The sequence below is a fragment of the Micromonospora sp. BS32 genome, assembly GCF_059089345.1.
In genome coordinates this window covers 281073-305114 of record NZ_JBSSHR010000003.1, presented here as the reverse complement: position 1 = coordinate 305114, position 24042 = coordinate 281073, and the positions used below count along the sequence as shown (strand labels likewise).

Genomic DNA, 24042 nt, shown 5'->3' with positions numbered 1-24042 from the left:
TCGGGCGCGAACCGCAGTGGCACGCGTTGCCGGGCTTCGCCCGCGAGCCAGCGCGCCGCTCGAGGTAGGTACCAGTGCTGCAGTTGGGGGTGCTGGTCGCGCGCAACCTCATCACCTCGGCGCCCGCGCTGGCGATCACCCGCCCACGAGACCGTCAGATGCGGCCGCGGAGCTGTTGAGCAGCGGCGACCCGTCCGGCACACTCGTCCTGACACTCCGGCCGGCACGCCGAACGTCCGGACAGCGCCGGGGCGGCCACCCGGCCGTCGCGGCAACCCGCCCCACCCGGCGCCACGACTCCACACCGCTTCCGGTGCAACGAGGGCCCGACCCGGCGGAGCGGAGAACGAATACGCGAGGCAAGCCCCGCCCCAGCGCACCACCGATTGAAGATCAAGTTCGGTTCGCGCTCCGGCAAGATCGTCACGAAGGAGACTGCCATGAGTCAGACCGACCGAACCGACAGCGATGAGCAGTGGAACGTCGCCGAGGATGACGGGCTTCTGGACGCCTCCGACACCCTGGACGACGATCTCGTCAGCGATCCTCTCGACGTCGGCGTCAGCGCCGACGATCGTTGGCGGGGCGCGAACCGGTTCGGCACGACGCCCGCCGAGGCGCAAGCGGGAGAGTCGTTGGCGCAGTTGCTCGCGGAGGAAGAGCCGGACATCGACCCGTACGCCGAGGAGTCCGACGACGAGGACGAGCTGACGCGGCGGGGGTACGACCGGCAGCCGCGGGCGGGCCGCCTCGTCGCCTACGACCAGGGCTTCGGCGAGGACAAGGAGGCCGAGTCGGTGGCCTGGGACGCCGGAGTCGACGCGGGCGGTGCCAGCGCGGAGGAAGCCGCGATCCATCTGATCGACGATCCCGACAGCCCGGGCGACGGCCCGTTGCGTTGAGCTGTGCCCCCGGCTCGCACCGGTTGCGTGAGGAACGCCCGCCTTGCGGTGTGGGGCCTACCTGGCCTCACCCCACTCTGGTGATGAGCGTCCCGGTCCGTGGTCCTGCCGGAACACCAGCGGACAGGTATGGCGGTGAGACTTGTGGGTAAGCGGCCGCCCGCAGCGGACGAGGGGGGCCCATGAGTGACGCGGCGGCGGGACGGTCCGGAGGATCCGGAAGGGCGGTCGGTCCGACGGAGCGCTTGGCTGCGGACGTGGCCGACGTGGTGCGTGAGGAGGTCCGGGAGGTACGCACCCAGCTGATGAGGGTGGCCCGTCCGACGGGAGTGGGCCTGGCGCTGCTCGCCACCGCCGGGGGGTGTCTCGTCCTGGGAGCCGGGGCTGCCTCGACGACCGTGCTGCGCGTGCTGGAGACCTTTCTGCCCCGCCGGCTGGCTACCGCGGGGCTCACCGGGGGCTACCTCGTTGCCGCCGTTGTGCTGGGTCGGGCGGGCCTGGAGCAGCTGCGGGCGGCCGGGGGCGGCTCGGCCTGGCTGGCGGACGAGCTGCAGGACGCCGTCTCCACCACCGCGAGTCGGGTGGTGCCGGCTGGCGCCGCCGCCGTCCGGGACGAACTCGACCAGTGGGGTTCCGGCGGGCAGGACCGTTGAGATCGACATCCGGGCGCAGGCAGCCGTGCCGGTGGCGACCGCCGGGGTGTCACCCCTGGCCCGCCGCGATGACGAACGAGCCGTCGAGAAATTCGCAGTATGGGGCCCACAAGCCCGCGCGGCCCGCGTTCTGCAAAGGGTTAGGCTGTGGACATGGTCGTCCGACCATAATTTCTCGGCTCGGGGTGGCCAACCGACCAGGCATCGCCTGTTGTCCACATGTTCCGCGGGCAGAGCGCGCTCGACGCGGACATCGAAGTTGCCGCCGACCTGCGGCCGAACCACCATCCTGGCGTTGTGGAAAGGGTAGTCATGGCGGACAAGTCCCACCAGAAGAGCAATGTGAAGAAGCAGGGCAAGACGTTGAAGGAGAAGCGGGCGACGAAAAAGGCCAAGCAGGCCGACAAATCTTCGTCGATCCCGCCGACCGGCCACTAAACCGAACGGAACCACCGCCGGGCGGCGGGCGTATGACGTGGCGGGACAATTGTGCCTGTCGATCGCACTCACGCCCGCGCGCCTCAGGCGACGGTCGGCTCACTGCGTCACCGCTGGTGGGCCGACCGTCGTTTTCCGTACGACTGGATGGCCCCTCGCCGTCGTGGTGACGCGCCTGCACGGCGCCTGCGGCGTGGCGGATGAGCGTTGCCGGCAAGAGGCGCTCGGGGCCGGCCGCTCCGCCACCGGAGTCGATTCCCCCATGAACGGCCCCACGGCTGCTCCTGTCGTCCAAGCCCCCTTGTCGGCAAGCCAGGGCTCGGCGGGCGGCCGGAACAAGGCGAGTTCCCGGCCGTAGATCGCGCAGACGGCCACCGATGTCGACCCGCGGTGTCTCGGATTCCCCGCCGGACCGGCGACGTAGCGGCCGTCAGGCGAGATGACCGCCTTCTCGCCGTTGCCTCGCACTCGATCGAAGAGATCCGGTACTCGTCGGAGTCGGCGCCGACGATGCCGTCCTCGTCGCAGCCTTTCAGGCGCGGCGCCTTGCCGCTGACGATGACCGAGGCGGGACCGACCGGTGGCGTACACGGTGGCGATGATCGGGGCCAGGGTGCCGCCGGCAGCGCCGCCCCGGCCGGCGCGACCAGCATGAGCGCCGTGACGCCCGCGAGCCTGGCCCGCTGACGGCAGCACGCGCCGGCGCGCTCACGTCGACCACCGGAGCCGGCGCCGAAGCCCGCTGACCGCTGTTACGCGGCGGTTACCAGATAGCGAAACTGCTGCCGTGCAGGCGTTCCACCATGGGCCCACCACACCGGCGACGACGCCGGGATCCACTGGAACGAGATCACAGGAGAAGACGATGCGGATCAGAAGTGGACTCATGGCCCTGGTCGTCGTGCTCGCCGGCCTGGTCGCCGGCGCGGGCACCGGGACGGCGGCGACCACCACGGCAGCGGCGACGGGATCGCCGTACTGCGGGATCACCTGGGGCAGCGCGGAGAAGGCGGCCGGCACGCTCAGCGGCGCCCCGCTGATCGAGGTGCGTACCGGTCGGCACGACTGCTTCGACCGGGTGGTGTTCGAGTTCGCCGGGCCGGTGAGCGGCTACACGGTCGCCTACGGCGAGACCTGGACCGAGGGCGAGGGGCTGGCGCTGTCGCCGTACACGGCCGGGGGCGAGCTGCTGCGGGTGTCGCTGCAGGCGCCGGCGTACGACGATGACCACCGCGCCACCGTCCCGTACCGGGTCGGCGAGCACGCCGCGAACGTGCTGCGCTCTTCGACGTTGCGCGACGTGGTCTTCGGGGGCAGCTTCGAGGGCTACACCACCTTCGCCGTCGGTGTGCGGGCCCGGCTGCCGTTCCGGGTGTTCGTGCTGGCGGGCCCGGGTACGCACAGCCGGATCGTGCTGGACGTCGCCCACCGGTGGCAGCAGTGACCCGATGCGGCGAGGAGGGCCCGGCGCAGGCCGGGCCCTCGACATGACCCCGCCCACCGGACGACGGTGTTGGCCGGCGCCCGTTTCGGGTACGCGGCGCGAATGGCCGAGCTGCTTGAGGACGGGGACATCTACTTCCTCTACCGCCCGCGGGTGGAGGAGCAGCACGTGGAGTCCCTCGACGAGGTGCAGCGCCTGTTGGTGGTGATGCACCCGTGGCACGGGCGGCACCTGCGGCTCCTGGTGGTGGGCCGCAAGCGTCTGCCCGACATCGATGAACACGATCGTTTCTGGGCGTTCGTCGACGAGGTGGTGGACCGGCCGGAGCAACTGCACGAGACCCTACGGGCGCGCCGCTACCGGACCAGGACGAGCGGGGAACGGGAACAGCCGCCGGCCCGGCCCGTGGCCGAGGGCGCGTACGTGATCGCCCGGCACGACGACCACACCCACCTCGCCTACGAGTTGGAACTGCCATTGCGTCCCGGCCCGGCTCAGCACGATCTGAGCATCGAGCCGGAGGCGAGCTACATCGTCACGGTGAAGAACCCGCAGGCGCCCACCCCGCCGGGGATCGGGCTGCGGGGTTCCCGGAAGGGGAAGCTGCCCGCCGCGCTGCAGAAGGAGTTCCACGGCCGCCGCTTCGCCCCGCTGGACCCGCCCGGCTTCCTCGACCATCCCGGCACCGAGATCGTGCTCATCGGCGCGGCGCACGACGCCTCCGAGGAGTTGCGCATCGACCTGGACGCGGAGGTGGAGCGGGCGGAGCGAAGCACGATCTTCGGGGATCTGCGGATCGGGCGCCGGGAGCGGCCGGTCGACCCGCTCTTCGTCGGCGAGTGGGCCTGAGCCGGCCGGGAGCAGCCGGACGCGCACCTCCACGTCTTTGCTGCTCGCCACCCCGGCGCGAGGGTGCGGCGGCCCCGGTCACACCTCACCGCCCGCACCGCGGCGGGAGAGCGGTAGTCTGTCGAAGCGGGTATGCGATGGCCGATGGGCCCGCCCCAACCACCCCGCCTTCCGCCTCGACGTGCAGTCGCCAGGGAATTTTTCTGTGCTGCCCTGAACATCTTGGAGTGCGTTTTGACAGATTTGACGCCGCCCGCCCTGAATCCATTCGGTGCGAAGGAGGAGAGGGAAGCCGACCGTGACCGCGAACCGGCCGTGGACGTGAGCGCAGCCACGATGACCCGCATGCGCAGCCCGTTCGTGTCGGACGGCGGCCGCGGCACGGCCGACGAGACCGACCGGCGATAGTCACCGTCGAACTGTCGGTCCCTCAACCGGCGACCCGACCGGGCTATCGTCAGCTCACGAGGTGACCAGTCGGATCGAGCCAGGGGGACCTGGATGATCGGCATCACGCATTCGATCGGGTTCTGGACTCCGGCGCGCCCGTGGATGGCACGGTCCGCGATCCTCCGACACCGACCTGTCGCCGTCCGATGAGCGCGCTCGATGTTCTGGTGGTCGGGGCGGGGCCGACCGGGCTGGCCATGGCGGGGCAGTTGGCCGCCTTCGGTGTGCGGGTCCGGGTGGTGGACCGGGCGGTCGACCGGGTCCACGAGTCCCGGGCCCTGGCGATTCAGCCCCGTACTTTGGAGGTCCTCGCCGGTCTCGGGGTGACCGACGAGATGGTGGCCCGCGGCAACCGCGCGGTGCGGCTGTGCCTGCACGCACGCGGGCGGGAGCGGGCCGTGCCGTTGTTCGACCTGGGCCTGCAGGACACCGCGTACCCGTATCTGCTGTTCCTGTCCCAGGCGGAGACCGAACGCATCCTCGGCGAGCACCTCGCAGCGGCGGGGCTCGGCGTCGACCGCGGTGTCGAGCTGGTCGGGCTGGACCACACGGCCGACGGCGCGGTGGCGACACTGCGGCACGGCGACGCCCGGGAGGAACGGGTGTCGGCCCGGTACGTGGTGGGCTGCGACGGCGCGCACAGCACCGTGCGTCACCTCGCCGGGATCGGGTTCGCCGGCGCTGCGTACCCGCAGACGTTCGTCCTGGCCGACCTTGAGGCGGACGGCGTCGACGCCGGGGCGGCGCACGTCTTCCTGTCCGGTCGGGGGATGCTGTTCCTCTTCCCGCTCGGCCACCCCACCACGTGGCGGCTGCTGGCCATGCGCCCACCCGGCGAGGCGCCCGCGCCGGACACCGCGGTCACCCTGCATGAGGTGCAGGCCCTCGCCGACAGCTACACCGACGCGACGGTGCGGCTGCGGGATCCCGTGTGGATGACCAATTTCCGGTTGCACCACCGCGCCGCCATCCGTTACCGGGCCGGGCCGGTGTTCCTGGCCGGCGATGCCGCGCACATCCACAGCCCGGCCGGTGCGCAGGGCATGAACACCGGCATCCAGGACGCGGTCAACCTCGGCTGGAAACTCGCCCAGGCACTACAGGGCGGGGCCGGCCCCGGCCTGCTGGACACCTACGAGACGGAACGGGCACCGGTGGGCCAGCTGGTGCTGCGCTTCACCGACCGGGCGTTCACCGTCGCCACCTCCACCAACCCGGTCGTCCGGCTCGCCCGTACCCGGATCGCCCCCGCCCTCGTCCCCGTGCTGCTCACACCTCGGTTCGTGCGGGCCGCCGCCTTCCGGACGGTGTCCGAGTTGGGCATCGGCTACCGGAACAGCCCGCTGTCGACGGAAGGGCCACGCCGGCCGCGCACGGGTCCCCGAGCCGGTGACCGGCTGCCCGACGCCCCGCTACCGACTGGCGGCACCCTGCACCGGCTCACCGCGACGCCCGGGTGGCACCTGCTGCTGTGTGGGCCACCCACCGCCTGGGCTCCGAGCGAGGTCGCCACGTTGGGTCAGTGGTACTCCGGCCGGCTCGACGTGCACCGGCTCTCCGAAGCCGACGGCGCTGAAGCGGCGCCGGCTCCCGCCGCCTCCGCGCTGCGACAGCTCGGCCTCGCCCCCGGCGCCAGCGCCGCATATCTGATCCGGCCCGACGGTCACATCGGCTACCGGACAGGCGGCACGGACCTGGCCGGGCTCCGGACCTACCTGGGACGGTGGCTCCGCCCGTAGCCGCGCGCGGCCGCGTCGCCCGTCGTATCCCACCGGACCATGTCCGGTCCCGAGCCCCGCCCCTGCTCGTCATGCGCGCCGAAACTGCTGCTGGGCACCGCAGTGGTTGCGGGGCTACCTTCCCAGGAAGGACCCGAGGAGGCAGCGGTGACCGAATCGTTTGACTACGTCGTGGTGGGGGCGGGCAGCGCCGGTGCGGTGCTGGCCGCGCGGCTGACCGAGGACCCCGGGACGCGGGTGCTGCTCCTCGAGGCGGGCGGGGAGGACGACGCCGACGAGATCCGCATCCCGGCGGCGTTCTCGTCGCTGTTCAAGACCCGATGGGACTGGAACTACACCACCACCGGGCAGAAGCAGCTGCACAACCGGCGGGCGTACTGGCCGCGGATGAAGGCCCTCGGCGGCTGCTCGTCGATGAACGCGATGATCTACATCCGGGGCAATCGGGTCGACTACGACGGCTGGCGGGACGGGCACGGCGCGAGCGGCTGGGGCTACGACGACGTGCTGCCGTACTTCATCAAGGCCGAGGCGAACGAGCGGCTCGGAGCGCCGTACCACGGCCAGAGCGGGCCGCTGCACGTCGAGGACCGCAGGTTCACCCACGAACTCACCGAGGCCTGGGTCGAGTCGTCAGTGGTCGCGGGCCTCAAGCGCAACGACGACTTCAACGGTGCGGAGCAGGAGGGCGCGGGGCTGTACCAGGTGACCTGCAAGCGCGGCCGCCGCTGGTCGGTGGCCGACGCGTACCTCCGGCCCGCGCTGGACCGGCCGAACCTGACCGTCCGCACGAACGCGTTCACCACCCGCGTCGACCTGGCGCACGGCCGTGCCGTCGGGGTCACCTACCGGCGCGCGGGCCGCACCGAGCGGGTACGGGCCGACGCCGAGGTGCTGCTCTGCGGGGGAGCGGTCAACAGCCCCCAGCTGCTGATGCTCTCCGGCATCGGCCCGGCCTCGCACCTGCGGGAGCACGGCATCGACGTGGTGGCCGACCTGGCCGGGGTGGGCCAGAACCTGCACGACCACCCGGCCGCGCCGATGGTGTGGCACACCCGGGGCACCACGGACATCGCGGACGCCCCCACGCTGCCGAACCTGTTGCGGTGGAAGGCCCGCGGCACCGGCCCGCTGGCCTCGAACATCGGTGAGGGCGGCGCGTTCTTCGCCACCCGGGCCGGACTTCCCGCTCCCGACCTGCAGGTGCACGCGGCGCCGGGCGCGTTCTACGACAACGGCCTGCACGAGCCGGTGGCCCGGTGCTTCACCGCCGGACCGACGCTGGTCTCCGTGCAGAGCCGGGGCAGCCTGCGGCTGCGCTCCGCTGACCCGACCTGGCACCCGGAGATCGACGCTGCCTACTACGACGACCCCGCCGACCTGGACGCGATGCGCGAGGGCTGCAAGCGGATCCTCGACATCGTGCACCAGGGACCGCTGGCCAAGTACCTTACGAGCGCCTGGATGCCAGGACCGTCCCCGACCGACGAGGAGCTCACCGAACACCTGCGCCGCAACACCCAGACGCTGTACCACCCGGTCGGCACCTGTGCGATGGGGTCGGGGGAGCAGGCCGTGGTCGACCCGGAGCTGCGGGTCCGCGGCATCACGGCGCTGCGCGTCGTGGATGCCTCCGTCATGCCGGTCGTACCGCGCGGCAACACCAACGCACCCACCATCATGGTCGCCGAGAAGGCGGCCGACCTGATCAGGAGCGCTCGATGACCCTCACCGGCGAGCACGTGCAGCAGCAGACCTTCGAGGTCCACAACCCCGCGAACGGCGACGTGGTGGGCGTGTACCCGGTCCACTCCGAGGCCGACGTACGCGCCGCCGTGGAACGGGCGCGGGAGGCCGCCGCATGGTGGTCCGCCCTGCCGTACCGCGAGCGCGCGCAGTACCTCACCACGTGGCGGGCGGTGGTGACCCGGCGGATGGCCCAGCTCGCCGACGTCGTGCACCGGGAGATGGGTAAACCCCACTCCGACGCGATGCTGGAGATCGTGCTGGCCATCGACCACCTGGCGTGGGCGACGAAGCACGCGCGCAAGGAGCTCGGCCCGCGCCGGGTGAGCTCCGGGATGCTGATGGCCAACCAGGCCGCGACGGTCGAGTACCACCCGCTCGGGGTGATCGGCGTGATCGGGCCGTGGAACTACCCGGTGTTCACGCCGATGGGGTCGGTGATCTACGCCCTCGCCGCCGGCAACGCGGTGGTCTTCAAGCCCAGCGAGTACGCCCCTGGCGTCGGCACCTGGCTGGCCGACTCGTTCGCCGAGGTGTGCCCGGACCACCCGGTGCTGCAGGTCGTCACCGGGTTCGGCGAGACCGGGTCGGCGCTGTGCCGTTCGGGCGTGAACAAGGTCGCGTTCACCGGCTCGACCGCCACCGGCAAGAAGGTGATGGCGACCTGCGCCCAGACGCTGACCCCGGTGGTGATCGAGGCCGGCGGCAAGGACGCGCTGCTCGTCGACGAGGACGCCGACGTCGAGGCCGCCGCCGACGCCGCGGTGTGGGGCGGCATGTCGAATGCCGGGCAGACCTGCATCGGCGTGGAGCGGGTGTACGTGCACGAGAAGGTCTACGACAGGTTCCTCTCCCTGGTGGTGGAGAAGACGCGCGAGCTGCGCGCGGACGCCGACGTGGCGGCGAAGATCGGGCCGATCACGATGCCGTCGCAGGTGGGGATCATCCGCGCGCACATCGAGGACGCGCTGGCCCGGGGTGGTCGCGCGGTGGTCGGCGGCGCGGACGCGGTCGGTGAGCGTTTCGTGCAGCCCACCGTGCTGGTCGACGTGCCCGAGGACTCCACCGCGGTCACCGAGGAGACGTTCGGCCCCACGCTGACTGTCAAGAAGGTGGCGTCGATGGAGGAGGCGGTGCGGTTGACCAACGCGACCCGCTACGGCCTCGGTGCGACGGTCTACTCCGGCCGGCGCGGTACGGAGCTCGCCCGACGGATCCGCTCCGGCATGACCGCGGTCAACTCCGTCATCTCGTTCGCGGCAATCCCGTCGCTGCCCTTCGGTGGGGTCGGGGACTCCGGGTTCGGGCGCATCCACGGCGCCGACGGGCTGCGCGAGTTCACCTACGCGAAGGCGATCGCGCGGCAGCGGTTCAAGCCTCCGATGCTGCTGACGACCTTCAGCCGGGACGCCAGGACGGACAGCCGGGTGGCGAAGCTCGTCACCATGCTGCACGGCGGCGCCTCGACGCTGCCCAAGCTGCCGAAGCGCGGGCGCGGCCGGGGGTGAGCCGTGACGGTGGAGGCGCGGTCCGCGGCCGTCAGAACAGGGTCAACGGCCCGACGGGCGTCGGCTCGGGCAGCGGCTCGACCTCGGGCAGCCGCGCCCGGACCGCGTCGTGGAAGCCGCGGGCGAGGGTGAGCGCGTCGGCGTTGTCCGGGGTGTGCACGAACGTGGTCGGCGAGCGCCCCTCGCGCAGCCAGCCGGTCACCACGTCGAGCCACGGTCGCCAGCCCTGGACCGTCCGCGCGGGGTCGTCCCGACCGAGGTACCGGACGATCGGCCGGTCGGTCAGCGCGCGGGTGCGCAGCGGCGTACGGGGCTTCCTGGTCCACGCCTCCCGTTCCGCGTCACTGGTCGGCGGGCTTTCGAAGAACGCGGTGGTGTCGAAGGGGATCCACTCCGCGTCGAGGGGGACGAGTGTCTCCTCGAGCGTCCGCACCGCCCGGGGGTCGGCGAAGAACGCGGGGTGGCGGACCTCCACCGCGTACCGGTGGGCGGTGGGCAGCCCGCGCAGGAACCGGGCCAGCGCAGGTACGTCGGCGGGACCGAATGAGGGCGGCAGCTGGATCCAGAGGGCGTGGGCTCGTGGACCGAGGGGTTCGATCGCGTTCAGGAAGATCCGGAGTTCCTCGTCCGCGCCGGTGAGCCGGCGTTCGTGCGTGACGGCCTTCGGCAGCTTGAGTACGAACCGGAAGTCCGGATCGGTCTGCCGCGCCCAGGACGCCACCGTCTCCCGCGCCGGGGTCGCGTAGAAGGTGGTGTTCCCCTCGACCGCGGTGCACCAGCCGGCGTAGGCGCGCAGCCGCTCGTGGGCCGGCAGCGGGTGCGCCAGCAAGCGTCCCTGCCAGGACCTGTGCGTCCACATCGCGCACCCCACGTGCAGTCGCATCCGACCCTCCCACCGCTCCCCGGCCCGGCGCGGGGCGACCCGCGCCGGGGGTACGGTAGCTGGCCGGGGGACCCGCCCGGCTCGGCGCCCGACGCGGGTCGTACCCGATGCCACCCCGGGTCCGGCTACCCGGCGAGGGCGCCGGTACCGAGCGCGGTGAGCCGGGCGAGGCGTTCGGCGTCCGCCGTGCCGGGCTCGGCCGAGTAGACCATGATGCGGAGATCGCTGCCGGCGACGGTCAGCACGTCGCAGTCCAGCGTCAGCGCGCCGAGCTGCGGATGATCAATGGTCTTGCGCGCGGCCTCGTGCCGGCCGACGACGCCGGACTCCCACAGCTCCGCGAAGCGGTCGCTGTGCGCCCGTAGCTCCGCCACCAGCCGCCGGAGCCGCTCGTCGGCCGGATAACGGCCGGCGGCCGCGCGCAGGTCCGCGACCAGCGCAGCCTCGAATCCGCGCCGTGACTCCGGCGTGTGCCGGACCCGGCCGCCCGGGCCGAGGAAGTGTCGCCACACGCCGTTGCGCTGGGTGCCACGCCATTCGGACGGGTCGCCCATCAGCGCCCCGTACGCCGGGTTGGCCACCAGCAGCGTCCAGGACGCGTCGTAGACCGCGACCGCCGTCCCGGTCAGCCTGTCCAGCAGCCGCCGCACACTCGGGGTGATCGTCGCGGGTACCGCCTCCTGACCCGGCGGAGCCAGCCCGGCCAATCGGAACAGGTGGGCGCGCTCGCCTGACGACAATCGCAGGGCCCGGGTCAGTGCCTCGACCACCTGGGCCGACGGGTGGGACGCGCGGCCCTGTTCGAGGCGGGTGAGGTAGTCGACGGAGATCCCGGCCAGCAGGGCCAGCTCCTCACGGCGCAGCCCCAGCGCGCGCCGCCGTCCGTCGGCGGGCACCCCGACGGTCGCGGGCGAAAGTTGGTCACGCCAACGGCGCACCGCCCGCCCGAACTCCATGCCCACCAGTCTGCCCCGCCCGCCGCGGAACTGGCTGGTATCGGCAGTCCCAGGAAAACCGGAACGACCGGTGCCGGCACGACCCGTTCCTAGGCTGGGCCCATGACCACCACATTGATCACCGGAGCAAACAAGGGACTCGGTTTCGAGACTGCCCGTCGACTCGTGGCCGCGGGTCACACCGTGTATGTCGGCAGCCGGGACGCCGAACGCGGGCGGCAGGCCGCCGAGCAGCTCGGCGCCCGGATGCTGCTGCTCGACGTGACCGACGACGCGTCCGTCGAGGCCGCGGTGCGGACTGTCGAGGCCGACGGTGGACTCGACGTGCTGATCAACAACGCCGGCGTGGAAGGGCGGACGCCGGAGGGCGGCGTCATCGGCGCCGCCGAGGTGACCGCCGACATGATGCGGGAGACCTTCGAGACGAACGTCTTCGGCCTGGTGCGCGTGACCCACGCGTTCCTGCCGCTGCTGCAGCGCTCGGCCGCCCCGGTGGTGGTGAACCTCAGCAGCGGCCTGGCCTCGATGGCCCGGGTCACCACCCAGGGCGGCCCGACGTACGCGTACCCGGGGGTCGCCTATCCGGCGTCGAAGGTCGCGGTCAACATGATCACCGTGCAGTACGCGAAGGCCTTCCCGAACATGCGCATCAACGCGGTGGAGCCCGGCTACACGGCGACAGACCTGAACATGCGCACGGGCACCCAGACCGTCGAGGAGGGCGCCGAGATCATCGTGCGCATGGCGCAGGTCGGTCCCGACGGTCCGACCGGCGGCTACTCCAGCGCCGAAGGCGCCCTGCCCTGGTAGCAGGCAGGGGAGCCTGAAGTTGGACCGCCCGGAGCCCGGGGGAAGCGCCGGGCTGTCTTGCTGAACCGGCAACATGCCTTGCCCGCCGCCACCATCGGTGTGGATCCCCGCGAAACGGGAAGGCCGCCGCCATGCACCTGCGAACCGGCTGGTGCCTGAGGCGACTGGAGAGGCATGGGCGCCAGGACTTTCATCGTGGTCGGCGGGACCAGCGGCCTCGGCCTGGCGGTGGCCCGCCTGCTCGTCGACGAGCACCAGGTGGCCGTCCTCGGTGACCTGCCGGACGAGGTCGCGACGATGACCGAGGGCCTCGGCTGCTGCGGGATCGTCTGCGACGTCTCCTCCTACGACCAGGTACGGGAGGCGTTCGCCGAGGTGGTCGACCGGTACGGCCCGGTCCACGGCGTCGCCACCTGCGCGTCGATCTGGGCGGGCGGCGACCTGGCGGACCTCTCCCCGCAGCACATCCGGCGGGCGGTCGAGGTGAACGCGCTCGGCGCCACGTACGTGTTCAAGGAGGCCCTGTACCACCTGCACCGGCAGGGTTTCGGCAACCTGGTGTACATCGGCGCGATGGCGGTGACGAAGGCCCGCCCGGGCATCCCGGTCTACCGGGCCACCAAGAGCTACGGCAGCAGCCTGGTCGAGTCGGTGGCCGAGGCGCAGCACAGCAACCGGATCAAAGTCATGCAACTGCATCCGGGGCCGATGCCGACCCGCCTGCAGGAGCGGGTCGGCGCCGAGTTCCTCGACGAGGTCTACGCCCTGCCCGAGCAGGTCGCCGTCGAGGTCGTCCGGCTGCTCCAGCTCGCCCCCGACGACCTGTACGTCTCCGGCGAGCGCGTGCTGCGCGCGGACGGGCGGTGGTAACGGCCCCCGGCACCACCGCCGAGCCCGTAGTCTCGGCGTGGGCGCCGCTGCGCACGGCGGTCTACCGCAGCCTGTGGCTGGCGCTGCTCGCCGCGAACATCGGCACCTGGATGCAGACGGTCGGCGCGCAGTGGCTGCTGATCCACCAGCCGAACGCCTCCACCCTGGTCGCCCTGGTGCAGACCGCGAGCCTGCTGCCCATGCTGCTGCTCGCCCTGCCGGCGGGCGCGCTCGCGGACACCTTCGACCGACGGCACCTCCTGATCTGGGTGCAGCTCTACCTGGTCGTCGTGGCGGCGACGTTGACGCTGCTCACGGCGACCGGCCGAATGCCGCCGGCGCTGCTGCTCACGCTCACCTTCGCCTTCGGGGTGGGGCAGGCGCTCACCCTGCCGGCCTGGGCGGCGGTGATCCCCGAACTGGTGCCGCGCGACCAGGTACGGGCCGCCTCGGCGCTGGGCTCGATCAGCGTCAACGTCGCCCGGGCCGTCGGGCCGGCCGCCGCCGGTGTACTGATCGCCCGGGTGGGGGTGGCCCCGGTCTTCGCCCTCAACGCGGTGGCGTTCGGGGTGTTCGCGGTGGCCCTGGTCCGGTGGCGACCCGGCGACGCCCGCGCGGTCGAGGTGCCCGAGCGGTTCACCGCCGCGCTCCGCGCCGGTGGCCGGTACGTGCGGCACTCGCCGACCGTCCGCCGGCTGCTGCGCCGCGCGTTGGTCTTCGTGATCCCGGCCAGCGCACTGTGGGCGCTGTTGCCGCTGGTGGCGGCCCGTCGACTCGGGCTGGACTCCAGCGGCTACGGCCTGCTGCTGGCCGCCCTGGGGATCGGCGCCATCCTGGGCGGCCTGCTGCTGCCGTGGATCCGCACCCGGCTGACCGCCAACCAGTTCCTGCTGGTGGCCGGGGCGGCGTACGGCGTGGTGCTGATCGTGGTGGCGTCGGTCCGGATCGTCCCGGTGGTGCTGGTCGCGTTGCTGCCGGCCGGGGTGGCCTGGGTGACCGTGCTGGCCAACGTCAACGCCGAGATCCAGCTGTTCCTGCCCGGCTGGGTACGCGCCCGCGGACTGGCCTTCTACCAGGTGGTCCAGGGCGGCGGGCAGGCCGTCGGGGCGCTCGTCTGGGGTGTGGTGGCCGACCTGGCCGGGCTCGTCACCGCGTTCCTGGTGGCGGCCGCGTTGATGCTGGTCGGCGCGGTGACGTCGCAGATCTGGCCGCTGCCCGACCTGCGCGGGGTGAACCGGGACCCGGCCACCTACCGGCCCCCGCTGGCACTGGCGATCGAGCCCGACCCCCGGGTGGGCCCGGTGCTGGTGGTGGTCACCTACACGGTCCGACCGGACCGGGAGGCCGCCTTCCTGGCCGTGATGGACGACATCCGCGGCTTCCGGCAGCGCACCGGGGCGATGCGGTGGGGGCTGTTCCGCGCCGGTGAGGCTCCGGACCAGTTCGCCGAGGTCTACCTGGTGCCGTCCTGGGACGAGCACCTGCGCCAGCACGGCGGCCGGCTGACGGAGACCGATCAGCGGGCCGAGGACCGGGCCAGGGAACTCGCCGAGGGGGCTCCCGACGTGCGCCATCTGCTGCCGGCCGCCGCCGGCGGGACGCTCGGTGACGGCGGCCAGACGCCGTGACGGACGGGTCCGTGACCGGGACGCCAACGGATCAGCCGTAGCCCTGGCCGGTCCACCAGCCGGCCCGCCGCTTCTTGCGGCGGGCCGCCGGGGTCGTCGGAGCGCGGGCGGGCTCGGGTTCCCGCGTACCGCCAGGGCCCGTCCCCGTGGCGTCAACGATCGCCGACCCCGCACCGGTCGCCGGTGACGGCAGGGTGACGCGACCCCCGGCAGGGTGCAACGACGACGTCCTGGTCCGGGTGCCACCGGTCGGGACCCGCCCACCGTGACGGGGGACCGCATGATCAGAACGATGCTCCGGATCCGCGCGCTCCCGGGGTGCGAACCCGCCGTGGAGGCCGCGTGGTTGCCCGTCGCCGGCCAGATCGGCCGGCTGCCCGGCAACCTCGCGCGTGAGCTCCTCCTGGACGCCAACGATCCGCGCTCGTTCGTCGTCGTCACCGAATGGGCCGACGAGTCCGCGCTGCGTGGCTACGAGAGCGGGCCGGTCGCGGCGCGTTTCGCCGACGCCCTGCGCCCGCTGCGGGAGTCCGCCGGGTCGGAGAGCTACCGGGTGATGGCCGACGCGCCGGCGGGCCGGGGGTCGACGGTCTTCGTGGACGTCGAGCTCACCGTGCCGGCCTCCCGGTACGCGGAGTTCGCCCGTGGCTATCCCGAGGTCACCGCGCGGATGGCCGAGGTGCCCGGGTACCTGCGCGAGGACCTGCTGCGCGAGCGGGGGTCCGACGTCTTCCACATCTTCGCCGAATGGCGCGGCGAAGCCGAGTTCCACCGCTGGATCGCCGATCCGGCACACGCGGAGGAGGAGGCCGGGCCGATCGCGCCGTTTCTCCTCGACATCCGGCGCCGCCTCTTCCACGTCGCGGCGGATCCCAGGACCAGGCGAGAACCGAGTACGGGCAGGGAGATCGACGTGCACACGACAACGGACGTACTCATCGTCGGGGCGGGACCCACCGGGCTGACCGCCGCCGTCGAACTGGCCCGGCGCGGCATCGACTGCCGGGTGGTCGAGAAGCTGGCCGCGCCGCCCGCGCACGCCGACAAGGCGATCGGCGTGCACTGCCGCACGATGGAGATCTGGGCCGACCAGGGCATCGCGCGGGACGCGATGGACGCCGGGATCTGGCTGACCGGGAACATGGTGTTCGTCAACGGCCGGGAGACCCACCGGATGAGCTGGGAGCTGCCGGAGCTGCCGTACGCGCACCTCGGACTGCCGCAGTACGAGACCGAGCGGATCCTCACCGAACGGCTGGCCACGCTCGGCGTCCGCCCGCGACGCGGCGCCGAGCTGGTCACGTTCACCCAGGACGACGACGGCGTGCTGGCCACCCTCGCCGTGGCCGGCGGCGGCGAGGAGACCGTACGGGCGAAGTACCTGGTCGGCTGCGACGGCGCGCACAGCCGGGTGCGCGAGCTGCTCGGGCTGACCTTTTCCGGTGGCCTGGGCCGGTTCCCGCAGCTGTTCATGCTCGGCGACGTCGACGTGGACTGGGACATGCCGGAGGGCCACCTGCTCCGGTTCCTGCACGAGACGGACGGCCGGATGGACGGCATGCTGGTCTGCGTACCGCTGCGCGGCAGGTCCCGGTACCGGATCGCCACGCTGGCCCCGCCCCGGTTCTTCGCCCAGACCGGCGGGCAGGACGCCCCGCCCGGGTTCAGCGAGGAACTCGCCGAGCCGACGCTGGCCGACGTGCAGGCCGCGCTCGACCACCTGGCCCCGCCCGGGACCACGGCGTCGAACCTGCGCTGGTCGTCGGTGTTCCGGATCAGCCACGGCATCGTGGACCGGTACGGGGAGGGCCGGGTGTTCGTGGCCGGCGACGCGGCGCACCTGCACCCGCCCGCGGGCGGCCAGGGCATGAACACCGGCATCCAGGACGCCTGGAACCTGGCGTGGAAGCTGGCCCTGGCGGTGCGGGGGATCGCCGCGCCCGGCCTGCTGGACAGCTACGAGACCGAACGGCGTCCGGAGGGCGAGGAGATCGTCGGGCGTGCGGTGCGACTGGCCTTCACCGACGAGCTGGACCGCGAGGACCTCAAGCGCCAGTTCCTCCAGGAGATGTCCCTGCTGCTCAGCTACGCGGACAGCCCCCTGGTCGGTGAGGTCGTCTCCGCCCCGGACGCCCTGCGCAACGGCCCCCGGCCGGGCGACCGCGCGCCGGACGTCGGCGGCCTGCACCGGCGGGGCGTCGGACACCCGCTGCGCCTGCACGAGCTGACCCGGGGCACCCGGCACACGCTGCTGGTCTACGCGGACGGCTCGGCCGACGAGGCGGCCGTGGCCGCGGTGGAGGGACTGTGCACCGACGCCCGCCGGCAGGCGGCCGGTGAGCTCGACGCGTACCTGCTGGCCAGCCCGGACGCCCGGGTGCCGTGGATGCTCGGCCCGCCCGTGGTGCGCGACGCCGGGGGCGAGTTCCGCGCCACCTACGGCGTCACCGGCACCGGCCTGTACCTGGTCCGCCCGGACGGGCACGTCGGGTTCCGCAGCCAGCCGATCGACGCCGACGCGCTCCGGAAGAACCTCCAGCTGGTGTTCGGCGGCGCGCGATGACGAGGGTGCGCACCGTGCTCGCGATGCGGACCCGGGAAGGCTGCGAGGAACGGTTCGAGGCGGAGTGGCGCTCCGCGGCGGAGCGGATCTCCACCCTGGACGGCTGCCTGCACCAGGACCTGGTCCGCGACGCCGACGACCCGCGCAGCTACCTGGTCATCAGCGACTGGGCGGACCGCGAGCGGCTGGACGCCTTCGGCCGCAGCGAACACCGGGACCACCTGCTACGGGTGATCCGCGAGCTGCGCGAATCCGCGCAACGGCACACCTACCACGTGCTGCACAGCGTGCGCAGCGAGCCCGAGGAGCGCAGATGACCGAGCATGTCGTACCCGCGTCGGAGCTGTACACCGACGAGTTCGCCGCCGATCCCTACCCCGCCCTGGCCCGGCTGCGGGCGGACGCGCCGGTGTGCCCGGTCAGTTCGCCGCGGTTCGACTCGTACCTGGTCACCAGGTTCGACGACGCCAGGGCGGCACTGACCGATCCCCGGCTGTCCAAGGACCTCTACGGCCCCGGCGAGCACTACCTGCGGATCTTCGGGCCGAACTCGGAGGCGTTGAACCGGAACATGCTCAACGCGGACCCGCCGGAGCACACCCGGCTGCGCCGGATGGTGTCGCAGGCGTTCGCGCCGCGCCGGATCGAGGCGCTGCGGCCGCGCGTGGCGCAGATCGTGGACGACCTGCTCGACAAGATCGTCCCGCAGGGGCAGGCCGACCTGATGCGCGACTTCGCGATCCCGCTGCCGATGACGGTGATCTGCGAACTGCTCGGGATACCGAAGCCCGACCACGACCAGGTCCTCGACTGGACCCAGGTGATCCGGACGTCCGGGTCGTCGCGTCGCCCTCAGGAGCAGGAGCGGGCGGCGGTGGGGGAGGCCCAGGTGCGGCTGCACCACTACCTCGCCGACCTGGTGCTGGCCAAGCGCGCCCAGCCGGCCGACGACATGGTCAGCGCCCTGATCGAGGCCTGTGACCAGGACGGGAAGCTCTCCGAACGGGAACTGGTCACCACCACCTTCCTGCTGCTGTTCGCCGGCCACCAGACCACCGCGGACTTCCTCGGCAACGCGGTGGTGGCCCTGCTGACCCACCCGGAGCAGCTCGACCTGCTGCGCGCCACGCCGGCGTTGCTGCCCTCGGCGATCGAGGAGCTGCTGCGCTTCGACGGCCCGCTGCCGGTGGCCAGCCCGCGGGTCGCCACCGAGGACGTCGAGTACCAGGGGGTATGCATCCCGCGCGGCGCCATCGTCGGCGTGGCGATCAACGCGGCGAACCACGACCCGGCGCACTTCGCCGACCCGGACCGGCTCGAGCTGCGCCGGGTCCGCGGCCCGCACCTCGGCTTCGGCCACGGCGTTCACTACTGCCTGGGCGTCTCGCTGGCCCGGATGGAGGCGCAGATCGCCATCGGGGCGCTGCTGCGCCGGCTACCGGAGCTGCGGCTCGGGGTGCCGGTCGCCGAGCTGCACCGGCTGCCGGCGGCGTCGCCGTTCCGTGGCCTGCTGGAACTCCCGGTCCGGTTCGCCGTATAGCCCTTCCGCCACGCCCACCTGTCTCGCCCCGGTCAACCCACTGAAGCCAAGGAGCAGCCATGACCTTCCGGAACGTGATCGTCTGCCACATCGTCCCCGGCAGCGAGGGCAGGGTCGCCGAGGTGTTCGGCCACTACGACAGGACGACCCGACCGCAGGACCTCGGCGTGATCGGGCGGACCCTGCTGTCCCTGGACGACCTCTACATCCACCTCATCGAGCGCAGGGAGGACCCGAAGGTGTCCGGCCAGACCCGTGGGCTGCCCGCGTTCCAGAAGATCGCCGAAGCCATCGCCCCGTACGTGACGCCGTACCCGAGGTATTGGCAGAACCCGTCCCACTCCGTCGCCAAGGAGTTCTACCACTGGCAGCCGGACCCGACGTCGGCGCCCGACCTGGGCGGTACCGAGCCGGACCGGACGGTGATCGTCGCGCGGATCAAGCCGGGGGCCGAGCCCGACGTCGCGCGCATCTTCGCCGACTCGGACGCCGGGTCGCTCCCGGTCGAGCTGGGCGTCACCGGACGCTGGCTGTACTCGATCGACGACCTCTACGTGCACGTGGTGGAGCGGGTCGGGGAGCCGTTCGCCGACGCGACGCGGGACCACCAGGACCGGCCCGCCTTCGCCAAGATCATGGACGACCTGAGCCCGTACATCAGCGCCTATCGGCCGGACACCTGGCGCGGCCCGGAGGACGCGGTGGCCAAGGTGTTCTACCGCTGGCGCGCCGAGGACTGAGGGGGCGTCGCCCCACCGACAACCGGACACCCGACAGTGCGAGCCCCGAGGGCTCGCACTGTTCGCGTGGTGGGACCGCCCGGGCGTGCCCTGGGCGCGATGGCCCCCATCACCCTGCCGGACCCGACCCCGACGTGAAAGCCGCGTCAAGAAACCGCCGCTCGCCGTCACGGTCGCGTTATGGACCCTGTCCGATCGGAGGGCGCGGCGCTTTGATTGCCCGGCGCGACCGGAAGGCGGTCGCGGCGAATGAGTCCGGTAAGAGGAGTCAGCGTGTCTGACGTGGTGTTCGTACTGGTGACGGTGGGGCTGTTCGCGGCGCTCGCCCTCGTGGTGAGGGGTGTGGAGAAGCTGTGAGCGCCGTCAACGCCGTCGGCTTGGTGCTGGCGATCGGCCTGGGTGTGTTCCTGGTCGTGGCTCTGCTGTTCCCGGAGCGCTTCTGATGACCACGACAACAGCCGGCGTCATTTTCGTCCTGTCGCTGGTGGCCGCGCTGGTGGCCGCCTACAAGCCGTTCGGCGACCACATGTTCCGGGTGGTCTCCGGCACCCGGCAGTCCCGGGTGGAGCGGGGGATCTACCGCCTGGTCGGGGTGAACCCGGCCGCCGAGCAGTCCTGGGGCGTCTACGCCCGCAGCGTGCTCGCCTTCTCCGCCGTCTCGGTGCTCTTCCTGTACGCGTTCCAGCGGCTGCAGAACCACCTGTGGCTCTCGCTCGGCTTCGACCCGGTGGTCCCGCACGGAGCCTGGAACACCGCCGTGTCGTTCGTGACCAACACGAACTGGCAGTGGTATTCGGGTGAGTCGACGATGGGCCACCTGGTGCAGATGGCCGGGTTGGCGGTGCAGAACTTCGTCTCCGCCGCCGTCGGCATCGCCGTCGTGGTCGCGCTGGTGCGTGGCTTCGCCCGCAGCCGCACCGGCGAGCTGGGCAACTTCTGGGTCGACCTGACCCGGATCACCCTGCGGATCCTGCTGCCGGTCGCGGTGCTCGGCGCGGTCGTGCTGATGATCGGCGGCGCGGTGCAGAACCTATCGGCCGGCACCGACGTCGGCACCCTCACCGGCGGCTCGCAGACGATCACCGGCGGGCCGGTGGCCAGCCAGGAGATCATCAAGGAACTGGGCACCAACGGCGGCGGTTTCTACAACGTCAACAGTGCCCACCCGTTCGAGAACCCGACCGCCTGGACGAACTGGATCGAGATCTTCCTGATCCTGCTGATCCCGTACAGCCTGCCCCGGGTCTTCGGGCGGATGGTCGGGCAGAACCGGCAGGGCTACGCGATCGCGGCCGTGATGGGGATCCTGGCGTTCGTCAGCATCGCCCTGACCAACGTCTTCGAGCTCGCCGGGCACGGCACCGTGCCGCAGGCGGTGGGCGCGGCGCTGGAGGGCAAGGAGGTGCGGTTCGACGTGTCGAACTCGGCCACCTTCGCCGCTGCCACCACGCTGACCTCGACCGGCGCAGTCAACTCGTTCCACGACTCGTTCACCTCGCTCGGCGGGATGATGACGATGGTCAACATGATGCTCGGCGAGGTCGCGCCCGGCGGCACCGGCTCCGGCCTCTACGGCCTGCTCATCCTTGCGGTGATCACCGTCTTCGTCGCCGGTCTGATGGTCGGCCGCACCCCGGAGTACCTGGGCAAGAAGATCGGGTCACGGGAGATCAAGTTCGCCTCGCTGTACTTCCTGATCACCCCGGCGCTGGTGCTGACCGGCACCGCGGCCGCGTTCGCGACCGGCAACAACTCGACCGCGCCCAACGTCGGACCGCACGGGTTGTCCGAGGTGCTCTACGCCTTCACCTCGGCGAGCAACAACAACGGCTCGGCCTTCGCCGGCATCACGGTGAACACGCCGTGGTGGAACACCGCGCTGGGGCTGTGCATGTTGCTCGGCCGGTTTCTGCCGATCGTCTTCGTGCTCGCGCTGGCCGGCTCGCTGGCCCGCCAGGCACCCACCCCCGCCTCCGAGGGCACCCTGCCGACCCACCGACCGCTCTTCGTCGGCATGGTCGTCGGCGTCACGGTGATCCTCGTCGCGCTGACCTTCCTGCCCGCGCTCGCGCTCGGCCCCCTGGCTGAGGGGCTGTGACCACCATGAGAGAGAACGACATGACCACCTCCACGCCGGCACCGCACGGTACGGCGGACGCCGCGACCGCCGGCACACCGGCCACCCAGGGCAACCGGGGTGGTGGCCTGCTGGACCCGAAGCAGCTGATCCGGTCCCTGCCGGACGCGCTGCGCAAGTTGGACCCGCGCACCCTGTGGCGCAACCCGGTGATGCTGATCGTCGAGATCGGCGCCGCGTTCACCACCGTCCTGGCGGTGGCCGATCCCTCGGTGTTCGCACTCGCGATCACCGTCTGGCTCTGGCTGACCGTGATCTTCGCCAACCTCGCCGAGGCGGTCGCCGAAGGTCGGGGCAAGGCGCAGGCCGCCGCCCTGCGGAAGGCGAAGACGGACACCGTCGCCACCCGCCTTATCGGCTGGACCCCGGGCATGGCCCCGAGTGCCTACCGCACCGAGGACGTCCCGGCGCCGCAGTTGAAGCAGGGCGACGTCGTCCTGGTCGTGGCGGGCGGGATCATCCCGGGCGACGGCGACGTGGTCGAGGGCATCGCCAGCGTGGACGAGTCGGCCATCACCGGCGAGTCGGCGCCGGTGATCCGGGAGTCGGGCGGCGACCGCAGCGCGGTCACCGGTGGGACGAAGGTGCTCTCCGACCGGATCGTCGTCAAGATCACCCAGAAACCGGGGGAGAGCTTCATCGACCGGATGATCGCACTGGTCGAGGGTGCGAACCGGCAGAAGACCCCGAACGAGATCGCGCTGAACATCCTGCTCGCCGCGCTCACCATCATCTTCCTGCTGGCCGTGGTGACGCTCCAGCCGCTGGCGATCTTCGCCAAGCAGTACCAGGCCGCCGCCCCGGACACCGGTGCGATCACCGACGCGGGCGTGACCGGCGTGGTGCTGGTGTCCCTGCTGGTCTGCCTCATCCCGACCACCATCGGGGCGTTGCTGTCGGCGATCGGCATCGCCGGCATGGACCGCCTGGTCCAGCGCAACGTGCTCGCCATGAGCGGTCGGGCGGTCGAGGCGGCCGGTGACGTGAACACCCTGCTGTTGGACAAGACCGGCACGATCACCCTGGGCAACCGGCAGGCCGCCGAGTTCCTTCCGGTGGAGGGGGTGACCGCCGCCGAGGTAGCCGACGCCGCCCAGCTCTCCAGCCTCGCCGACGAGACCCCCGAGGGTCGATCGGTGGTGGTGCTAGCCAAGAACGAGTTCGGCCTGCGCGAGCGGGAACCGGGCCTCATCCCGCACGCCACCTTCGTGCCGTTCACCGCGCAGACCCGGATGAGCGGCGTGGACCTCACCCCCGACACCGGCGTCGACGGCGGGGCCACCGAGCCGGTTCGGCGGATCCGCAAGGGCGCCGCCGCGGCCGTGATGAAGTGGGTCCGGGAGAACGGCGGCCACCCCACCGAGCAGGTGGGGCAGCTGGTCGACGAGATCAGCGGCATCGGTGGCACTCCGCTCGTCGTCGCCGAGCACATCGAGGGCCAGGTGGCCCGGACCCTCGGCGTCATCCACCTCAAGGACGTGGTCAAGGCCGGCATGCGGGAGCGGTTCGACGAGATGCGCCGGATGGGCATCCGGACCGTGATGATCACCGGTGACAACCCGCGGACCGCGAAGGCCATCGCGGACGAGGCCGGGGTGGACGACTTCCTGGCCGAGGCCACCCCGGAGGACAAGCTCGCGCTGATCCGCAAGGAGCAGGAGGGCGGCCGGCTGGTCGCGATGACCGGGGACGGCACCAACGACGCACCGGCCCTGGCCCAGGCGGATGTCGGCGTGGCGATGAACACCGGTACGTCGGCCGCGAAGGAGGCCGGCAACATGGTCGACCTCGACTCCGACCCGACCAAGCTGATCGAGATCGTGGAGATCGGGAAGCAACTGCTGATCACCCGGGGCGCCCTCACCACGTTCAGCATCGCCAACGACGTGGCGAAGTATTTCGCGATCATTCCGGCGATGTTCGCCGGCATCTACCCCTCGCTGGACGCGCTGAACATCATGCGGCTGCACAGCCCCGAGTCGGCGATCCTCGCCGCGGTCATCTTCAACGCGCTGGTGATCATCGCGCTGATCCCGCTCGCCCTGCGCGGCGTGCGCTACCGACCCGCGGCGGCGTCGGCGCTGCTCAGCCGCAACCTGCTGGTCTACGGCCTCGGCGGCATCGTGGTGCCGTTCATCGGGATCAAGCTCATCGACCTGCTCATCCAGTTCATCCCAGGGATCTGA

Annotated in this window: 20 protein-coding genes; 18 read left to right on the top strand and 2 right to left on the bottom strand. The window is 71.9% G+C overall.

Translation table 11 applies throughout. The features are described from left to right. The first annotated feature begins 386 nt into the window (after window positions 1-386). The 8 genes from AC5RWQ_RS06930 to AC5RWQ_RS06895 all read left to right on the top strand — a co-directional run bounded on the left by AC5RWQ_RS06930 (window position 387) and on the right by AC5RWQ_RS06895 (window position 9729). The gene (locus AC5RWQ_RS06930; protein WP_494281894.1) at window positions 387-902 is read left to right on the top strand and encodes a DUF5709 domain-containing protein; all 516 of its coding nucleotides are present in this window, start codon (window positions 387-389) and stop codon (window positions 900-902) included. A gap of 245 nt (window positions 903-1147) precedes the next feature. Then, the gene (locus tag AC5RWQ_RS06925; RefSeq protein WP_494281893.1) at window positions 1148-1555 is read left to right on the top strand and encodes a phage holin family protein; all 408 of its coding nucleotides are present in this window, start codon (window positions 1148-1150) and stop codon (window positions 1553-1555) included. Window positions 1556-1774: 219 nt separating this feature from the next. Next, window positions 1775-1993, top strand: a complete 219-nt coding sequence (locus tag AC5RWQ_RS06920; RefSeq protein ID WP_494281892.1) for a hypothetical protein — start codon at window positions 1775-1777, stop codon at window positions 1991-1993. Window positions 1994-2858: 865 nt separating this feature from the next. Further along, on the top strand, window positions 2859-3437 hold the full coding sequence (locus tag AC5RWQ_RS06915) for an AMIN-like domain-containing (lipo)protein (RefSeq protein WP_494281891.1): 579 nt from the start codon (window positions 2859-2861) through the stop codon (window positions 3435-3437). A gap of 102 nt (window positions 3438-3539) precedes the next feature. Then, the gene (locus AC5RWQ_RS06910; protein WP_494281890.1) at window positions 3540-4286 is read left to right on the top strand and encodes a hypothetical protein; all 747 of its coding nucleotides are present in this window, start codon (window positions 3540-3542) and stop codon (window positions 4284-4286) included. Window positions 4287-4882: 596 nt separating this feature from the next. Further along, the gene (locus tag AC5RWQ_RS06905) at window positions 4883-6475 is read left to right on the top strand and encodes an FAD-dependent monooxygenase (RefSeq protein WP_494281889.1); all 1593 of its coding nucleotides are present in this window, start codon (window positions 4883-4885) and stop codon (window positions 6473-6475) included. A 147-nt stretch (window positions 6476-6622) separates the two neighbouring features. Beyond that, window positions 6623-8200 (top strand): GMC family oxidoreductase, encoded by a 1578-nt coding sequence (locus AC5RWQ_RS06900; RefSeq protein ID WP_494281888.1) that lies wholly within the window; start codon window positions 6623-6625, stop codon window positions 8198-8200. Next, complete coding sequence (locus tag AC5RWQ_RS06895; RefSeq protein WP_494281887.1) at window positions 8197-9729, top strand: aldehyde dehydrogenase family protein; 1533 nt, start codon at window positions 8197-8199, stop codon at window positions 9727-9729. The genes AC5RWQ_RS06900 and AC5RWQ_RS06895 overlap by 4 nt, the downstream gene beginning before the upstream one ends. Window positions 9730-9760: 31 nt before the next feature. On the opposite strand, the gene AC5RWQ_RS06890 is transcribed toward AC5RWQ_RS06895, so the two are convergent. Continuing rightward, window positions 9761-10612: a DUF72 domain-containing protein gene (locus tag AC5RWQ_RS06890; RefSeq protein ID WP_494281886.1), complete on the bottom strand. Its 852-nt coding sequence runs from the start codon at window positions 10610-10612 to the stop codon at window positions 9761-9763. 125 nt (window positions 10613-10737) lie between these two features. Then, window positions 10738-11568: a helix-turn-helix transcriptional regulator gene (locus tag AC5RWQ_RS06885; RefSeq protein ID WP_494281885.1), complete on the bottom strand. Its 831-nt coding sequence runs from the start codon at window positions 11566-11568 to the stop codon at window positions 10738-10740. A 102-nt stretch (window positions 11569-11670) separates the two neighbouring features. Between AC5RWQ_RS06885 and AC5RWQ_RS06880 the strand changes: the two genes are divergently transcribed. The 10 genes from AC5RWQ_RS06880 (at window position 11671) to kdpB (ending at window position 24042) form a co-directional block, all read left to right on the top strand. Beyond that, window positions 11671-12378 (top strand): SDR family NAD(P)-dependent oxidoreductase, encoded by a 708-nt coding sequence (locus tag AC5RWQ_RS06880; protein ID WP_494281884.1) that lies wholly within the window; start codon window positions 11671-11673, stop codon window positions 12376-12378. 174 nt (window positions 12379-12552) lie between these two features. Continuing rightward, window positions 12553-13248 (top strand): SDR family NAD(P)-dependent oxidoreductase, encoded by a 696-nt coding sequence (locus tag AC5RWQ_RS06875; RefSeq protein WP_494281883.1) that lies wholly within the window; start codon window positions 12553-12555, stop codon window positions 13246-13248. Next, entirely contained in the window at window positions 13242-14876 is a 1635-nt protein-coding gene (locus tag AC5RWQ_RS06870; protein ID WP_494281882.1) for an MFS transporter, read from the top strand. The genes AC5RWQ_RS06875 and AC5RWQ_RS06870 overlap by 7 nt, the downstream gene beginning before the upstream one ends. A 292-nt stretch (window positions 14877-15168) precedes the next feature. Continuing rightward, on the top strand, window positions 15169-17439 hold the full coding sequence (locus AC5RWQ_RS06865) for an FAD-dependent monooxygenase (RefSeq protein ID WP_494281881.1): 2271 nt from the start codon (window positions 15169-15171) through the stop codon (window positions 17437-17439). 23 nt (window positions 17440-17462) lie between these two features. After that, on the top strand, window positions 17463-17756 hold the full coding sequence (locus AC5RWQ_RS06860; RefSeq protein ID WP_494281880.1) for a putative quinol monooxygenase: 294 nt from the start codon (window positions 17463-17465) through the stop codon (window positions 17754-17756). After that, window positions 17753-18979 (top strand): cytochrome P450 family protein, encoded by a 1227-nt coding sequence (locus tag AC5RWQ_RS06855; RefSeq protein WP_494281879.1) that lies wholly within the window; start codon window positions 17753-17755, stop codon window positions 18977-18979. Before AC5RWQ_RS06860 ends, AC5RWQ_RS06855 begins: the two co-directional genes overlap by 4 nt. 59 nt (window positions 18980-19038) lie before the next feature. Continuing rightward, a complete protein-coding gene (locus AC5RWQ_RS06850; RefSeq protein ID WP_494281878.1) occupies window positions 19039-19719 on the top strand; it encodes a TcmI family type II polyketide cyclase in 681 nt (226 codons plus the stop codon). A gap of 353 nt (window positions 19720-20072) precedes the next feature. Beyond that, window positions 20073-20162: a K(+)-transporting ATPase subunit F gene (kdpF, locus tag AC5RWQ_RS06845; protein WP_036343797.1), complete on the top strand. Its 90-nt coding sequence runs from the start codon at window positions 20073-20075 to the stop codon at window positions 20160-20162. Then, window positions 20162-21817 carry a potassium-transporting ATPase subunit KdpA gene (kdpA, locus tag AC5RWQ_RS06840; RefSeq protein WP_494281877.1) on the top strand — a complete coding sequence of 552 codons (1656 nt, stop codon included), beginning with the start codon at window positions 20162-20164 and terminating at the stop codon, window positions 21815-21817. Before kdpF ends, kdpA begins: the two co-directional genes overlap by 1 nt. A 20-nt stretch (window positions 21818-21837) precedes the next feature. Beyond that, entirely contained in the window at window positions 21838-24042 is a 2205-nt protein-coding gene (gene kdpB / locus AC5RWQ_RS06835) for a potassium-transporting ATPase subunit KdpB (RefSeq protein WP_494281876.1), read from the top strand.

Coding starts and splice junctions, on each gene's coding strand:
- AC5RWQ_RS06920 (WP_494281892.1), top strand. CDS start 1,775: ATGTTCCGCGGGCAGAGCGCGCTCGACGCGGACATCGAAGTTGCCGCC.
- AC5RWQ_RS06915 (WP_494281891.1), top strand. CDS start 2,859: ATGCGGATCAGAAGTGGACTCATGGCCCTGGTCGTCGTGCTCGCCGGC.
- AC5RWQ_RS06910 (WP_494281890.1), top strand. CDS start 3,540: ATGGCCGAGCTGCTTGAGGACGGGGACATCTACTTCCTCTACCGCCCG.
- AC5RWQ_RS06905 (WP_494281889.1), top strand. CDS start 4,883: ATGAGCGCGCTCGATGTTCTGGTGGTCGGGGCGGGGCCGACCGGGCTG.
- AC5RWQ_RS06895 (WP_494281887.1), top strand. CDS start 8,197: ATGACCCTCACCGGCGAGCACGTGCAGCAGCAGACCTTCGAGGTCCAC.
- AC5RWQ_RS06890 (WP_494281886.1), bottom strand. CDS start 10,612: ATGCGACTGCACGTGGGGTGCGCGATGTGGACGCACAGGTCCTGGCAG.
- AC5RWQ_RS06885 (WP_494281885.1), bottom strand. CDS start 11,568: ATGGAGTTCGGGCGGGCGGTGCGCCGTTGGCGTGACCAACTTTCGCCC.
- AC5RWQ_RS06880 (WP_494281884.1), top strand. CDS start 11,671: ATGACCACCACATTGATCACCGGAGCAAACAAGGGACTCGGTTTCGAG.
- AC5RWQ_RS06875 (WP_494281883.1), top strand. CDS start 12,553: ATGGGCGCCAGGACTTTCATCGTGGTCGGCGGGACCAGCGGCCTCGGC.
- AC5RWQ_RS06865 (WP_494281881.1), top strand. CDS start 15,169: ATGCTCCGGATCCGCGCGCTCCCGGGGTGCGAACCCGCCGTGGAGGCC.
- AC5RWQ_RS06860 (WP_494281880.1), top strand. CDS start 17,463: ATGCGGACCCGGGAAGGCTGCGAGGAACGGTTCGAGGCGGAGTGGCGC.
- AC5RWQ_RS06855 (WP_494281879.1), top strand. CDS start 17,753: ATGACCGAGCATGTCGTACCCGCGTCGGAGCTGTACACCGACGAGTTC.
- AC5RWQ_RS06850 (WP_494281878.1), top strand. CDS start 19,039: ATGACCTTCCGGAACGTGATCGTCTGCCACATCGTCCCCGGCAGCGAG.
- kdpA (WP_494281877.1), top strand. CDS start 20,162: ATGACCACGACAACAGCCGGCGTCATTTTCGTCCTGTCGCTGGTGGCC.
- kdpB (WP_494281876.1), top strand. CDS start 21,838: ATGACCACCTCCACGCCGGCACCGCACGGTACGGCGGACGCCGCGACC.